At 50.8% G+C, this 14,860-nt stretch carries 13 protein-coding genes and 1 other annotated feature (1 of these 14 running past the window's edge); of the genes, 9 read left to right on the top strand and 4 right to left on the bottom strand.

Annotation, left to right across the window (positions count from 1 at the left end; all coding sequences use genetic code 11):
- From NK662_RS02880 to yyaC, 4 genes are all read left to right on the top strand, one after another.
- Positions 1 to 1,793: DNA translocase FtsK (locus tag NK662_RS02880; RefSeq protein ID WP_254757154.1), on the top strand; the 1,793-nt coding region annotated here is incomplete at its 5' end.
- A gap of 50 nt (positions 1,794 to 1,843) precedes the next feature.
- Positions 1,844 to 2,974 carry a nicotinate phosphoribosyltransferase gene (locus NK662_RS02875; RefSeq protein ID WP_254757152.1) on the top strand — a complete coding sequence of 377 codons (1,131 nt, stop codon included), beginning with the start codon at positions 1,844 to 1,846 and terminating at the stop codon, positions 2,972 to 2,974.
- 276 nt (positions 2,975 to 3,250) lie between these two features.
- Complete coding sequence (gene murC / locus NK662_RS02870; RefSeq protein ID WP_254757150.1) at positions 3,251 to 4,555, top strand: UDP-N-acetylmuramate--L-alanine ligase; 1,305 nt, start codon at positions 3,251 to 3,253, stop codon at positions 4,553 to 4,555.
- Between the two features lie 103 nt (positions 4,556 to 4,658).
- On the top strand, positions 4,659 to 5,219 hold the full coding sequence (yyaC, locus tag NK662_RS02865) for a spore protease YyaC (protein WP_254757148.1): 561 nt from the start codon (positions 4,659 to 4,661) through the stop codon (positions 5,217 to 5,219).
- Between the two features lie 163 nt (positions 5,220 to 5,382).
- On the opposite strand, the gene NK662_RS02860 is transcribed toward yyaC, so the two are convergent.
- Positions 5,383 to 6,498, bottom strand: coding sequence for an aminopeptidase (locus tag NK662_RS02860; RefSeq protein ID WP_254757146.1), 1,116 nt, complete (start codon positions 6,496 to 6,498; stop codon positions 5,383 to 5,385).
- Positions 6,499 to 6,662: 164 nt separating this feature from the next.
- On the opposite strand from NK662_RS02860, the gene NK662_RS02855 reads away from it, so the two are divergent.
- From NK662_RS02855 to ccpA, 4 genes are all read left to right on the top strand, one after another.
- A complete protein-coding gene (locus tag NK662_RS02855; protein ID WP_254757144.1) occupies positions 6,663 to 7,142 on the top strand; it encodes a DUF948 domain-containing protein in 480 nt (159 codons plus the stop codon).
- A 1-nt stretch (position 7,143) separates the two neighbouring features.
- Positions 7,144 to 7,470 carry a bacillithiol system redox-active protein YtxJ gene (ytxJ, locus tag NK662_RS02850; protein ID WP_254757142.1) on the top strand — a complete coding sequence of 109 codons (327 nt, stop codon included), beginning with the start codon at positions 7,144 to 7,146 and terminating at the stop codon, positions 7,468 to 7,470.
- 222 nt (positions 7,471 to 7,692) lie between these two features.
- Entirely contained in the window at positions 7,693 to 8,769 is a 1,077-nt protein-coding gene (locus NK662_RS02845) for a bifunctional 3-deoxy-7-phosphoheptulonate synthase/chorismate mutase (RefSeq protein ID WP_254757140.1), read from the top strand.
- Positions 8,770 to 9,054: 285 nt separating this feature from the next.
- Positions 9,055 to 10,053, top strand: a complete 999-nt coding sequence (gene ccpA / locus NK662_RS02840; protein ID WP_254757138.1) for a catabolite control protein A — start codon at positions 9,055 to 9,057, stop codon at positions 10,051 to 10,053.
- Between the two features lie 177 nt (positions 10,054 to 10,230).
- Here ccpA and NK662_RS02835 read toward each other — a convergent pair whose 3' ends face one another.
- From NK662_RS02835 to NK662_RS02825, 3 genes are read right to left on the bottom strand one after another with little or no spacing between them, the layout of a single operon-like run.
- Positions 10,231 to 11,424 carry an acetoin utilization protein AcuC gene (locus NK662_RS02835; protein ID WP_368736047.1) on the bottom strand — a complete coding sequence of 398 codons (1,194 nt, stop codon included), beginning with the start codon at positions 11,422 to 11,424 and terminating at the stop codon, positions 10,231 to 10,233.
- The gene (locus tag NK662_RS02830; RefSeq protein WP_254757134.1) at positions 11,397 to 12,038 is read right to left on the bottom strand and encodes an acetoin utilization AcuB family protein; all 642 of its coding nucleotides are present in this window, start codon (positions 12,036 to 12,038) and stop codon (positions 11,397 to 11,399) included. The genes NK662_RS02835 and NK662_RS02830 overlap by 28 nt, the downstream gene beginning before the upstream one ends.
- A 12-nt stretch (positions 12,039 to 12,050) precedes the next feature.
- On the bottom strand, positions 12,051 to 12,683 hold the full coding sequence (locus tag NK662_RS02825; protein WP_254757132.1) for a GNAT family N-acetyltransferase: 633 nt from the start codon (positions 12,681 to 12,683) through the stop codon (positions 12,051 to 12,053).
- Positions 12,684 to 12,876: 193 nt separating this feature from the next.
- Between NK662_RS02825 and acsA the strand changes: the two genes are divergently transcribed.
- A complete protein-coding gene (acsA, locus tag NK662_RS02820) occupies positions 12,877 to 14,595 on the top strand; it encodes an acetate--CoA ligase (RefSeq protein WP_254757130.1) in 1,719 nt (572 codons plus the stop codon).
- A gap of 134 nt (positions 14,596 to 14,729) precedes the next feature.
- Positions 14,730 to 14,860, top strand: a binding site (T-box leader); it runs 84 nt beyond the window's last position.

The raw sequence follows: 14,860 nt of genomic DNA, 5'->3' as shown, positions 1-14,860 counted from the left end.
AGCAAGAAGCGGAACCGGAAGAGCTTGCAGAAGCAGAGGAAGAGCTTCAGGTATATGCAGAGCAAGAAGCGGAACCGGAAGAGCTTGCAGAAGCAGAGGAAGAGCTTCAGGTATATGCAGAGCAAGAAGCGGAACCGGAGGAGCTTGCAAAAGCAGAGGAAGAGCTTGCGCCTGCTGAACCGGAAACAGAGGAGCAGCCGTCGGCAATCGGCTTGCCGCGCGAGAAAAAGCGCTTTGTACCGTACAATGTCATCATGCTGAAGCAGGACAGGCTCCGGCTGCAGGCGCAGCCAAAGCCACGGCCTCTTGAAGAGCCGGTCCCATCTGAAGATCCAAGAGAAGCACAAGAGCCTGCTGCAGTTGAGCCGGCTGTATACACCATGCCGTCGGTCGACCTGCTGCAATCTCCGCCGGCTTCAACGGACAATGATGAGGAGTGGCTGGACGGGCAACGGGACTTGCTGGATACGACCTTCCGTAATTTCAATATCGGGGCAAAGGTTGTTCATCTGACGCAAGGCCCATCGGTTACCCGCTTTGAAGTGCAGCCGGAGCCGGGTGTGAAGGTAAATAAAATTACGAATCTGGCAGATGACATTAAGCTGAATCTGGCTGCCCGCGATATTCGGATTGAAGCGCCGATTCCCGGCAAGAATGCGGTTGGCATTGAAGTGCCAAATCGAAAAAGCAAGCCGGTGTTCCTGCGTGATATTTTACAAAGCCCTGCTTTTGCGGAGAGCGGGTCGCCGCTTACGGTTGCGCTCGGACTTGACATCAGCGGCACGCCGATTGTTACGGATATCCGCAAGATGCCGCACGGACTCATTGCCGGTTCGACCGGATCGGGAAAAAGCGTGTGCATCAACGCAATTCTGACCAGCATCTTGTATAAGGCAAAGCCGCATGAGGTGAAGCTTATGCTCATTGACCCGAAAATGGTGGAGTTGGCGCCTTATAATGCCGTACCGCATCTTGTCTCGCCTGTCATCACGGATGCGAAGGCCGCCACAGCAGCCTTGAAATGGGCTGTAGAGGAAATGGAGCGCCGCTATGAGACATTTGCGCATGTTGGCGCCCGCGATTTGGGCCGCTATAACGATATGGTGAAGCTGGGGAATGTACCGGGGGAGCAGCTGCCTTACCTCGTGATTGTCATTGATGAGCTGGCCGATTTGATGATGGTGTCTCCGGCAGACGTCGAGGAAGCCATTTGCCGGATTGCCCAGAAAGCGCGGGCTTGCGGGATTCACCTGCTGGTTGCCACGCAGCGGCCTTCCGTGGATGTGATCACCGGCTTAATTAAGGCGAATATCCCAACCCGGATTGCGTTTACTGTTTCTTCGCAGGTGGATTCAAGGACCATCATTGACATTGCCGGTGCAGAAAAGCTGCTCGGCCGGGGCGACATGCTGTTTTTGGAAAACGGGACAGCCAAGCCGCTTCGTGTCCAGGGTGTGTATGTATCCGACGATGAAATTGAGCATACTGTGGCGCATGTGAAGGAGCAGATGAAGCCGGACTATCTCTTCCGCCAGGATGAGCTGTTGAAGCAGGCCGACCGTCTGGAAACGGAGGACGAACTGTTTTATGAAGCATGCCAGTTTGTGTTGGCGCAGGGCGGAGCCTCCACATCGCTTCTGCAGCGGCAGTTCCGCATCGGCTACAATCGTGCGGCACGCCTCATCGAGGAAATGGAGAATCAGGGCATTATTTCACAAGCAAGGGGCACTAAGCCGCGCGATGTGCTTATGACGGAGGAAGAACTGCAGGCATTGCAGGATATGAATGCTTGAAATATTGTATACTAAGCAGAAATGACGAGGATGAATAGGGAGTCGCTGACATGAAAGAAATAGAATTGAAGCTGCAAGGAAAATTGAAGCGTTTGACCAACCGCACGTTTAAATTTGATGAGCGCGTGGGGGAAGGCTGGTTCTCCGCTGTCTATTTTTTGAAAACACGGGACATTATCAAGGAGTTTCGTCCAAATACAGTCGTAACCATGCAATTTTTCCAAAAGGAGCACGCGGTGCTGTGCGGGACTGACGAAGTCATCGCCCTGCTGCAAACCTTCGCGGCCCATCCGGAGGACCTGGAAATCCATTCTCTGCGTGACGGCGATATGATCAGCCCGTTTGAAACGGTGATGACCATTAAAGGACGATATGAAGACTTCGGCTATTTGGAGGGTGTCATAGACGGCATTTTGGCGCGCCGCACCTCAGTTGCCACAAACGTATATAATGTGGTGCAGGCTGCCCGCAGCGGCCGTGAGGAAAAGCCCGTGATTTTCATGGGAGACCGTGATGATCATTTCACCCAGCAGGCCGGCGATGGCTATGCAGCCTTCATTGGCGGCACCATCGGACAGGCCACCCATGCGATGAACGAATGGTGGGGCAAAAGCGGAATGGGCACGATGCCGCACGCGCTGATTCAAATGTTCGGCGGCGATGTCGTGGAAGCGGCCCGTGCCTACCATCACAAGTTCCCGGAGGATGACCTTCTTGTACTCGTAGACTATAATAATGATGTCATCACAGATGCACTGCGTGTAGCCCGCGAGTTTGGGCCGACGCTGAAGGGCGTCCGGGTAGATACGTCGCGGACCATGATCGACCAGTATTTTATCCGCCACCCGGAAGTACTGGGCACGTTCGATCCGCGGGGCGCCAATGCGCCGCTCATTTTTGCCCTGCGCGAAGCGCTTGATGCAGAAGGCTTCGAGCATGTGAAGATTGTCGTGAGCGGCGGCTTTGATGAAAAGCGCATCCGCTCTTTTGAAGCGCAAAATGTCCCTGTGGACATGTACGGCGTGGGAGGCAGCCTGCTGAGAATTACAATTGGCTTTACGGGAGATAATGTAGAGCTGAATGGCAAGCCTGAAGCGAAAGCAGGCCGCAAATACCGGCCCAATCCGCGTCTTGAGCGGGTGGAACTCACGGCGCAAGAGGTTGTGGAGCTCAAAAACTGACGGATTTCCCGTCAGTTTTTTTGTATGCACAGGTGGTGCAACCATGGACTGGCGGGAGCGGCAGCCCCGCAAAAAAACAGTTTTTGTATAAAACAAAAGGTTTTTCCGCTCATGGTATAACCTAGCCGTTTTTGTTATAATAGCTATGTTGTGCATAGAAACTAATTCACGTGGTTTATGAAGAAAACGCAAGAATATTCCCAAAATGGATGAAAGCATCATATACTGTCTTAGATAGGCCGTTGTATGAGTTAGAGATGTTGGAGGTTCTTTAAAATGACAGTTTATCACTTTGTAGGGATTAAAGGTACGGGCATGAGCGCTCTGGCACAAATCCTGCATGATATGAAGTTCGCTGTACAGGGGTCGGACGTGGAAAAATACTTCTTCACACAGGCGGAGCTTGAGAAGCGCAGCATTCCCATTCTGCCGTTTGATGAACGGAATATCGAAGAGGGGCAAGTCATCATTGCCGGCAATGCCTTCCCGGATACACATGAGGAAATTCAGAGAGCGCTGCAGCTTGGGCTGCCGGTATACCGCTATCATCACTTCCTTGGAAACTTTATGAGCCAGTACACGACAATTGCTGTGTCGGGCGCCCATGGAAAAACGTCCACGACAGGCCTTATGTCGCATGTCATCCAAGGAGCGCATCCGACGTCTTTTCTGATTGGCGACGGAACAGGAAAAGGTGTAGAAGACAGCAAATATTTTGTGTTTGAAGCATGTGAGTATCGCCGGCACTTCTTGTCATATCGTCCGGATTACGCAATTATGACGAATATTGATTTTGACCATCCGGATTACTTTAAAGATATTTATGATGTATTCAGCGCGTTTCAAGAAATGGCAATGCAGGTTGGAAAAGGCATCATTGCCTGCGGCGACGATGAACAGCTGCAGCAAATTCAAGCAAAAGTACCTGTCATCTTCTACGGCTTTGGGGAAGATAATGATTTCCAGGCCCGCAACGTCCAAAAGGGGACAGATGGAACAAGATTTGACGTATTTGTCCGCAATGCGTATTACGGTACCTTCCAAATTACAGGCTACGGCAATCACAGCGTGCTGAACGCATTGGCAGTCATCGCGCTTTGTCACTATGAAAATATCGATGTGGAAATTGTACAGCAGCAGCTGTTGACCTTTGGCGGAGTGAAGCGCCGTTTCAGCGAAAAGAAGGTGGGGACACAGGTAATCATTGATGATTATGCCCACCATCCGACGGAGATCACCGCAACCATTGAAGCGGCAAGACAAAAGTACCCTGAACGCGATATCGTGGCAATCTTCCAGCCTCATACCTTCTCGCGCACGAAGAAGTTTCTCGATGAGTTTGCGGAAGCCTTGTCCAAGGCAGACCAGGTGTACCTGTGCGATATCTTTGGCTCAGCCCGCGAAAATCAGGGGGAGCTCTCCATCCGTGATCTGCAGCAGCGCATTGACGGTGCAGAGCTGATCAGCGTGATGACTACGGAGGTTCTGAAAAAATATACGAATGGCGTTCTCATCTTTATGGGAGCCGGCGATATTCAGAAATTTGAAGCAGCCTATGAAAAAGAAGTGAAGGTGCAATAAAGGAAGGGGGCCCGGTGCGGCGCCCTTTTCTTATGCGGAGAAAAGGGGATTCCACACGCCGCGGCGAATAGTTTCTACATCTTATAAATAAAGGATGAGAGAGATGCACCCGATTCCATATGACCATGCGCTGGCACCGCTGTTGATCCGCAATCGTCTGTTTGCCTGTATGCCGGAGCACCTCCAATCTCTGACTGTCCTCTGTATCGGCAGCAACCGGGTGAATGGGGACAGCCTCGGCCCATTTGTCGGCACGCTGCTGCAGGGTCTGTATCCGGAGCGTTTAACGGTTGTCGGCAGTCTGCGCGAGCCGGTGGACGCCTTGAATTTGAAGGAAACGCTGCAGCGCCTGGCCGTTCCGGCTGACGGGCTGCTGCTGGCGGTTGACAGCATTGCCGGGACGGAGCAGTACCTGCACCAAATCATGGTCCGCCCGGGTGCGCTGCAGCCGGGAAGCGGCATCGGCACCGTGCTTCCGGCTGCCGGAGATGTAAGCCTGATGGGAGTGGTGATGGAGGAAAGCGAGAATGTGATGCGGTCGTTGTCCTACACAAGTTTACATGTCATATATGAAATGGCGCGTGCCATCGCTGGGGGCATTTCCCTTGCTGTCCGGCAGCGCTTTGGATATGAGGCGCAGGCGCCTTTGCTGCCGATGAGATGATCCTGGAGCGGCAGCGGCTCTTTTGTACATTTGTGCCGTTTGTAATACTACATCTTTTTATAACGGTTTTTGGCAATATGTGCATGGCTGCAGACTGATGGGAGCAGCAATCCCTTAGAAAACAGCCTACAGAAAAGAGGATGCCGCGGCATCCTCTTTTCTGTTATTTCAGGTTTTCCGGGTTCAGAGATTCCAGCTCCGGGATTACGAAGCGGCCGTCCTTGCGGATGAGAACACCATCAAAGTAGATTTCGCCGCCGCCATACTCTGGACGCTGAATGCACACGAGATCCCAGTGAATGTTGGAGTTGTTGCCGTTGTAGGCTTCGTCATACGCCTGTCCCGGCGTAAAGTGGAAGCTTCCGTCAATTTTCTCGTCAAAGAGAATATCGCCCATTGGATGTAAGATATACGGATTCACCCCGATGGCAAACTCGCCGATAAAGCGCGCGCCTTCATCCGTATCGAAAATTTTGTTGATACGGTCTGTATCATTGGCAGTCGCTTCCACAATTTGTCCATCCTTAAAGGTCAAGCGCACGTTCTCAAAGGTGTAGCCGTTGTAAGGGGATGGTGTGTTATACGTAACAACGCCATTCACAGAATTTCTGACTGGCGCAGTGAAAACTTCGCCGTCTGGAATGTTCATTTCGCCCGCGCACTTAATGGCCGGGATATCCTTGATTGAGAAAGCCAGGTCTGTGCCTTCTCCGGTAATGCGCACCTTGTCTGTGCGGTTCATCAGCTCCACGAGGTGGTCCATCGCCTCGCTCATTTTGCCGTAGTCAAGGTTGCAGACATCAAAGTAGAAGTCTTCAAACTGCTCGGTGCTCATTTTGGCCAGCTGTGCCATGGAAGCTGTCGGATAGCGCAGCACCACCCAGCGTGTTTTCGGCACACGGATTTCGCGGTGCACCTTTTGTCCGACTGTTTGTCCGTGGATTTTCATCTTTTCACTCGGAATATCTGCTTGCTCATTCACGTTATCACCGGCGCGCAGTCCGATGTATGCATCCATGTTCTTCATGACATTCGCTTCAAACTCGGCAATCTGCGCAAAATGCTCTTCAGTTGCGCCCATGAGCAGTGAACGGTCCACCTGATGGTCCTTCAGGGATACGAATGGATGGCCGCCAGCCTTGTAGGCTTCTTTGACGAGCGCTGTCACCAGCTCGCGCTGCAGGCCGAAGTTCTCGATTAAAACCTTCTCGCCGGGCTGCAGCTTGATGGAGTAGGTAATGAGATTTCGCGCTAATGTTTCAATGCGTGGGTCTTTCATATGTACACATCCTTTGTATTGGAATCACTCCTATTGTAACCGATTTTATTCTGTTTGTTTACTATTTCGCTGCGGCAGGCTGTGATAAAAAAGTATTGTACAGCTAGAATCCCGGACAGAATAATGTATAATGAGAACAAATGGAAGCAAGGGAGTGAACTGTAATGGAGATTTTATTGTATATCAGCGCCGCTGTCGCAGCGATTGCGTTTGCGGTTCTGGTCATTTACTTGAACCGGACCTTAAGCGCTCTGCGGGTGACCCTGGAGCATTTGGCACAAACAACAGCCGGGCTGGAAAAACAGCTGAAGGGCGTTACATACGAGACCGAGCAACTGTTACATAAAACAAACGCTTTAGCGGAAGATATGCAGCAGAAGTCGCAATCGCTGAATAAGGTGGTGCGCTCTGTCGAGGGCATCGGCGACACCATTCAGGAGCTGAACGGCAAGCTGCGCGGCATTACAACCTCCGTTGCGCGTGAAGCGGAGCACAACGCCGATAAGGTGGCCCAAGTGGTGCAGTGGGGGACAGCTGCCGTAGAGCTGTACAGCAAGCTCCGCAGAAAGAATAAAGAAGTGATTGAGGAAACAGTAGAGGACAAGAGCAAGAAGCGGCTTCCAACAAGAGCAAGAGGTGAGTAGAGTGAAGGGAACAAAATTGACATCAACCGAACAGCTGCAGCAGGTGCTGGCTGACCATCCAACCTGCATTTTGTTTAAACACAGCCTGACATGCCCGATCAGCCAAGGGGCATTTGAAGAATTTGGCGCCTATGCGGAACAGCAAAGCGGCATTCCAATTTTTTATCTGTATGTGCAGGATGCACGCCCTGTTTCCAATGCAATTGCGGAGCGGTTCGGCATCCGCCATGAGTCGCCGCAGGTGCTGTTTGTCAAGGACGGCAACGTGGCCTGGCATGAGTCTCACTGGCGCATTACAAAAGCTTCCCTGCAAGAGCATATTTCCTAAGCAAAAATCAGACCAGTCCGGTCTGATTTTTGAATTTTTAAAAAATTATTGACGATTGGTCATTTCTGTTATTTAATAAGAAAAATAGATATTTTATACAGCTTGATGTGTAATCCATTCCATACGGAGGCATCGGACATGACAAGGACAACCTGTCCTTGTATAATAAAATATCGCAATTTCGGCAACAACATCTCAATTATACATGAGGGGGTCTTTATCTTGTCATCCAAGGATTTAGAAACATTACGCCAGCAGATTGATGAAACAAACCTGAAAATTTTGGAGCTTCTGAATGAGCGCGGCCGTCTTGTCCAAGAGGTCGGCAAATGTAAGGAAGTACAAGGTGTGAAGCGCTTCGACCCGATTCGCGAGCGTACCATGCTTGATTTGATTGCAGAGCATAATGATGGTCCGTTCGAAACATCCACATTGCAGCATATCTTCAAGCAGATTTTCCAGGCGGGTCTGGAATTGCAGGAGGACGACAACCGCAAGGCGCTGCTTGTATCCCGCAAGAAGAAGCCGGAGGACACAATTGTAGAAGTCAATGGCGAGCGTATCGGTGACGGCAATCCGCACTTCATTATGGGCCCATGTGCCGTGGAGAGCTACGAGCAGGTTCGTCTGGTTGCGGAAGCCATGCAGAAGCAAGGCTTGAAAATGATGCGCGGCGGCGCGTTCAAGCCAAGAACGTCTCCGTACGATTTCCAGGGTCTTGGCGTGGAAGGCTTGAAGATTCTCCGTCAAGTCGGCGACGAGTACGGTTTAGCCATTGTCAGTGAAATTTTGAATCCGAACGATATTGAAATGGCACTGGATTACGTGGATGTCATCCAAATTGGCGCGCGCAACATGCAGAATTTCGATTTGCTGCGGGCGGCCGGCTCCGTTAACAAGCCAATCCTTTTGAAGCGCGGTCTGGCAGCGACGATTGAAGAATTCATCTACGCGGCTGAATACATCATTGCCCAAGGCAACGGGCAAATTATCCTTTGTGAGCGCGGTATCCGCACATACGAGCGTGCAACCCGCAACACATTGGACATTTCCGCTGTGCCGATCCTGAAGAAGGAAACACACTTGCCGGTTGTGGTGGATGTGACGCATTCCACAGGACGCAAGGACTTGCTGCTGCCGGCAGCAAAGGCTGCCATGGCGATCGGTGCCGACGCTGTTATGGCAGAGGTGCACCCGGACCCGGCGGTTGCGCTGTCAGATGCTGCGCAGCAATTGAACATTCCACAGTTCCACGATTTCATGAACGAGCTGAAGTCATTCCGCATTGTGAATGCCTAAATAGACATGGGGGTTCCTGCCATTTGTGCGGGAGCCTCTTTTTTTATCGAATATTTAGTGGTTGCCGCTGTCCAATTAGAATTTTTTCAATGGATTTGTGGGAAAATATTGTTCGAACCGGCTTTTTTATCGTATGATAAAGCAGTACATACTTATGTGAAAAGTGGATTAGTGCAATCAAGAGTGTTTGCTGTATGACATCTGCCTGATTTGATGTCTTTTTTTCATAGACTTTTGCCAACACTAGGAGTACATAGAGGACTTTGAGGAAAAGGAGTATATACAATGAATGTAACGATATATGATGTGGCACGCGAAGCGAATGTGTCCATGGCAACTGTTTCCCGGGTGGTGAACGGCAACCCGAATGTAAAGCCGACAACAAGGAAGAAAGTATTGGAGGCCATTGAACGTCTCGGCTACCGGCCGAATGCAGTTGCGCGCGGCCTGGCAAGCAAGAAAACAACAACAGTGGGTGTTATTATCCCTGATATTTCCAATATTTTTTATGCGGAGCTGGCGCGCGGTATTGAAGACATCGCAACCATGTACAAGTATAATATCATTTTGAGCAACTCTGACCAAAATAAAGAAAAAGAAATGCATCTGTTAAATACGATGCTTGGAAAGCAAGTGGATGGAATTGTGTTCATGGGTGAGCATATCACAGAGGAGCATGTGGATGAGTTTGAACGCTCTCCTGTACCAATCGTGCTGGCGGCCTCCTTTGACGAACAGCTGGCAACACCGTCCGTCAATATCGACTATGAACAGGCTGCTTATGATGCAGTAAAGGCGTTGGCTGACAAGGGCCACACGCGCATCGGCTTCGTAACAGGGCCAAACGCCGCTGCGGCAGTCAACTACAAGAAAATGCAAGGCTATCAGCGTGCGCTGCAGGAAACAGGCTTATCCTTCGATGAGGCAATTGTAGCCGAGGGCGATTACACTTATGATTCCGGAATGGAAGCCTTCGAAAAAATGTGGGAGGGCGCTGACCGCCCATCCGCTGTGTTCGTTGCATCCGATGAAATGGCGCTGGGAGTCATTCATGCGGCGCAGGACCGCGGTTTCCATATTCCAAATGACCTGGAAATCATCGGCTTCGACAACACGCGTCTCGCGCTGATGGTACGCCCGCAGCTGACGACAGTGGTACAGCCGATGTACGATATTGGTGCAGTCGCGATGCGTTTATTGACAAAATATATGAACAAGGAAACAGTGGCGGACCATACTGTTTTGCTGCCGCACCGCATTCAGTTCCGTAATTCTACAAAATAAGAAAAACCCCTCCGGCGAGGGGTTTTTTTGTTTGGGACTGCTTCTGCTTTTCTTGGTGTCCAGCTTGCAGCAGCCAGCCATCTGCCAGGGAGAACCCCCCGGCACAAAAAGGCAAAAAGCGCCTTTTCGACCGGGGAACCTCTCTTCGGATGGCTAAGCGGGCTGCTGCCGCTTTTCTTATAACATAAGATTTTTCATATTATTCCGGATGATTTCCAAAGATTTCGTGAGAGACAGGTAGTTTTTTTCTTCAATTTCCTTCTTGCGCGGAATCGGCTGATACATGTCAGGCGGGTCTTCCCAGGTCAGCGGGAGCGGCACCGGTGCTTGTCCCTTCCATGCCTCAATCCAATCCGGCGGCAGGTAACCGGATACATCACGGTTGCCGGTCATTTCCAGCCAAACGCGCGACCAGGCCCGCGGCACCACGCGCCACATATCATAGCCGCCGCCGCCGACAGCGATCCAGCGGCCATTGCAATACTGATGGGCGATCTCATGGGCGATTTTTGGAATCTCACGGTAGATGTCAATCGTGGAGCAAAGGTGTGTAAGTGGATCGTGGTAGTGGGCATCTGCACCGTTTTGGGTCAGGATGACATCCGGCTTAAAGTAAGCGGCAACCTCTTGCATGAGTGTCCGGTATGCGTAGAGAAAGGACTCATCCTCTGTGAATGCATCCAAGGGAACATTGAACGAGTAGCCAAAGCCTGCACCCTGTCCTCTTTCATTCACGGCTCCTGTACCCGGAAACAGGTAACGGCCGGTTTCATGAATGGAAACGGTACAAACATTCGGGTCATCATAAAACGACCACTGGACGCCATCTCCGTGGTGGGCATCCGTGTCCACGTACATGACGCGCAACCCGTATTTTTTCTGGATGTATTTAATGGCAATGGAGCTGTCATTATAGATACAGAATCCGGAAGCTTTGCGGCTGAAGCCGTGGTGCAGGCCGCCTCCGAGATTTAAAGCGTGCTCGGCTTTTCCCTCAAGCACATAGTCAACTGCGGTGAGTGTGCCTCCGACGAGAAGCGCGCTCGCTTCATGCATGCCTTCAAACATTGGGGTATCGTCCGTGCCAAGGCCGAACTGCATACCCTCCTGCTTGCTAAGTGTTCCTTCTCCCGCCCGCTTTACCGCATCAATATATTCCCAATCATGAATCAGGGCAATCTCTTCATCAGTCGCCATGCGCGGCAGACGAATGTCCTCTTCACGAAGGAACCCCCCTTTTTGCAGCAAATCGAACGAGAGCTTAACCCGCAGATGATTGAACGGATGCTCAGGGCTAAAGCGATAGCCCTGAAAGGCATCGGAGTAAATAAACACGTTTTTCATCAGGAGATCCCCGTCAAATTCGGCCACAGTACGCTGTAGCCCTCGTCCTTTAATTGATCAATGACTTTGAGGGGGTTCATCGTTTGAATCCGGAAGACAAGCACCTTGTGCATCGGGTCTTTGTCAGGATAGACAAGCACGCTGACAATATTGATGTTTAAATTGCTGAAGACAGCAACCACCCTGCCCAGGATGCCTGGTTCATTCAACACTTTAACCTCAATTTGCGAGCTTGGCTGGTGGGCGCCGGTCAGCTCTACCAGCGTGTGCAGCACGGTCGGTTCGTTTAAGATTCCGACAAGCTTGCCTTCACGGGTGACCGGCATACAGCCAATCTTATTTTCATACATCGTGTGAGCAACTTCTTCGACAAAGTCAAGCGGGTGACAAGTGATAACAGGTGCAGTCATGATGCGTTCAACCGGCTGTTCGAGGGCCGCCATGGATACATTCTGATCCAGAATGGACGGACTGGCACTCCGGACATCGCGGTCGGATATGATGCCGACCACTTCATTCTCTCCGTTGACAATTGGGATGTGGCGGATGCCTTTGGACGCTAAGATGCGCAGTGCTGTTGCAATCGTGTCGGAAGGGCGCAGCGTTGCAGCATCTGATTTCATAATTTCTTCAACAATCATGCAAATGCCCCCTTAGTACATAAAGCGATTTTGAAAGCGCAGACGATCGAACCGCTGCACGGATTCTTGGTCTACGCGCTTGCCAATGCGAACCATCAAGCAGTTGGCCGGATGCGAACAAATTTCCGGATCATCAGTCGCCATCCATTCCAGCCCTCCGGCGTTCATCATTTTCTCCATGGCGTTTCGGTACTCCCAGACGTTCAATCCTGTTCTCTTCAAATCCCAGTGCCAGTAGTATTCAGTCGTGATGGTGATATAGTCTTCCATATGATCATCCATCATGGCGACCTGCAGCATGTTCTTTCCGACTGAACAGCTCCGGAATTCCGGAATCACCTCAATTGCGCCAAGCTCAATCAAGTTCTCCATATTTCCCTCTGACCAGCGTTCGAGCGGATCTGGATGAAGGAAGGTTGTATATCCAACAATCATGTGCTCATGGCGCGCGATGATCAGGCGCGCTTCCGGCAATCTGGATATTTCAATGATGGCCTGATGCTGCTGCGGTGCAGGCCGGAACGCTGTAAGGTCATGATGAAAGTCATAATGCTCCAGATTTTGTGTGGATACAGGTCCTTCAACAATGATTGTGCCTTTTGGGGTTTTCAACGTTTTCGCATTGTAAATTTTCGTGTGAATCAATTCGTCTCACCACCTTCGGCAAAAGGCCTTGTGAACCTCTTCGCATACATATCGTATCGTATTTCAAGTGCGGAGTATATCGAATTTTGTCATTAAAAAAAATGTATAAAAATGTTGTGAACATACTGAAAATTTTAACTTGTATGATTTATAATAAAGAGTGTATATTCCATAAAGGAGGGAGATTGTTACAATGAAAGTGGAAGCGCTTCCTGTAATTAAAACAAGCAGCAATCTGGTAAGCTACGAGGAGACTTACAGCAGCTTTGACTGGGCAGAGACAGAAAAGAATTTCTCCTGGTACGAAACAGGCCGAGTGAACATGGCATATGAAGCAATTGATCGTCATGCCAAATCCCACCTGAAAAACAAAGTGGCACTCTACTACCAAGATGCGACACGCAAAGAGAAGTATACGTTTAAGGAAATGATGGACTTGTCGAATCAAGCCGGCAACGTGCTGAAGTCTTACGGCGATGTCGAAAAAGGCGACCGGGTATTCATCTTTATGCCGCGCTCCCCTGAGCTGTACTTTGCACTTCTCGGTGCGCTGAAGCTTGGCGCCATCGTGGGTCCTTTGTTTGAAGCCTTCATGGAAGCGGCAGTCCGCGACCGTCTGGAAGACAGCGATGCAAAGGTATTGATTACAACGCCTGAACTCTTGTCCCGTGTGCCGTTCAATGATCTTCCTTCTCTGAAAACGGTATTCCTCGTTGGTGATCAGGTGGAAGAGGGCGGCAAGGTTGTTGCGTTCAATCCATTGTTTGAGCAGGCATCCAATAAACTTGAGGTAGAATGGCTCGGCCGTGAAGACGGTTTGATCCTTCATTATACATCCGGCTCCACAGGCAAGCCAAAGGGCGTTTTGCATGTACAGAATGCGATGATTCAACACTATCAAACTGCGAAGTGGGTGTTGGACCTGAAAGAGGAGGATACATACTGGTGTACAGCTGACCCGGGCTGGGTAACAGGTACATCCTATGGCATCTTCGCGCCATGGCTGACAGGCTCATCCAATGTCATCCTCGGCGGCCGTTTCAGCCCTGATTCCTGGTACCAAACGCTGCAGGAATACGGTGTGACAGTATGGTACAGCGCGCCGACTGCATTCCGGATGCTGATGGGTGCGGGCGACTCCGCGCTGCAGAAGTATGACCTGTCTGCACTGCGCCACATTTTGAGCGTAGGCGAGCCATTGAACCCTGAGGTTGTCCGCTGGGGCATGAAGGTATTCGGCCTTCGCATTCATGATACTTGGTGGATGACAGAAACGGGCTCTCAGCTCATCTGTAACTACCCTTGCATGGAAATTCGTCCGGGCTCCATGGGCAAGCCGATTCCAGGTGTACAAGCCGCAATTGTGGATAACGAAGGCAACGAGCTGCCGCCGTACACAATGGGCAACCTGGCCATTAAAAAGGGCTGGCCTTCCATGATGCGCGCGGTTTGGAACAATCCTGCAAAGTATGAGTCTTACTTCATGCCTGGCGACTGGTATGTATCCGGTGACTCCGCCTATATGGACGAGGACGGCTACTTCTGGTTCCAAGGCCGTATCGACGATGTCATCATGACAGCGGGCGAGCGCGTAGGTCCATTTGAAGTAGAAAGCAAGCTGGTTGAGCACCCGGCAGTTGCGGAAGCGGGCGTCATCGGGATTCCTGACCCTGTCCGCGGTGAAATCATTAAAGCGTTCATCGCGCTTCGTGACGGCTATGAGCCATCCGAAGAGCTGATTGAAGATATCCGTTTGTTTGTGAAGAAAGGCTTGGCAGCGCATGCCGCGCCGCGCCAAATCGAGTTCCGCGACAAGCTGCCGAAGACACGCAGCGGTAAGATCATGCGCCGTGTCCTGAAGGCTTGGGAATTGAACCTTCCAACAGGCGACCTGTCCACGCTGGAAGACTAAGACCGTAATGGTCTGACCAAAAAGGCCTGAGCATACAGCTCAGGCTTTTTACCTGTAAGCCTGCAACTGCTGTTATTTTCAAAACATGTTTGACATTTCTTTGTGAGTAATGATATATAATACATATATCCAATATTTGAGCGTTGAAAGGATTCAGTAGTGAGCATTTCCCTGCCCCAGAGAGCTGATGGTTGGTGCGAATCAGTGCAAAGATGGTCATGAATTACACCCTGGAGCATCCTTCCTCGATGAAAAGAGGGGAAGG

This window comes from Ectobacillus ponti (genome assembly GCF_024294785.1).
Lineage (GTDB): Bacteria > Bacillota > Bacilli > Bacillales > Bacillaceae_G > Ectobacillus > Ectobacillus ponti.
The sequence above is the reverse complement of the archived record's forward strand: the minus strand, read 5'-3'. Positions and strand labels throughout refer to the sequence as shown.

Coding starts and splice junctions, on each gene's coding strand:
- acsA (WP_254757130.1), top strand. CDS start 12,877: ATGAAAGTGGAAGCGCTTCCTGTAATTAAAACAAGCAGCAATCTGGTA.
- ccpA (WP_254757138.1), top strand. CDS start 9,055: ATGAATGTAACGATATATGATGTGGCACGCGAAGCGAATGTGTCCATG.
- NK662_RS02875 (WP_254757152.1), top strand. CDS start 1,844: ATGAAAGAAATAGAATTGAAGCTGCAAGGAAAATTGAAGCGTTTGACC.
- murC (WP_254757150.1), top strand. CDS start 3,251: ATGACAGTTTATCACTTTGTAGGGATTAAAGGTACGGGCATGAGCGCT.
- NK662_RS02830 (WP_254757134.1), bottom strand. CDS start 12,038: ATGATTGTTGAAGAAATTATGAAATCAGATGCTGCAACGCTGCGCCCT.
- NK662_RS02860 (WP_254757146.1), bottom strand. CDS start 6,498: ATGAAAGACCCACGCATTGAAACATTAGCGCGAAATCTCATTACCTAC.
- NK662_RS02855 (WP_254757144.1), top strand. CDS start 6,663: ATGGAGATTTTATTGTATATCAGCGCCGCTGTCGCAGCGATTGCGTTT.
- yyaC (WP_254757148.1), top strand. CDS start 4,659: ATGCACCCGATTCCATATGACCATGCGCTGGCACCGCTGTTGATCCGC.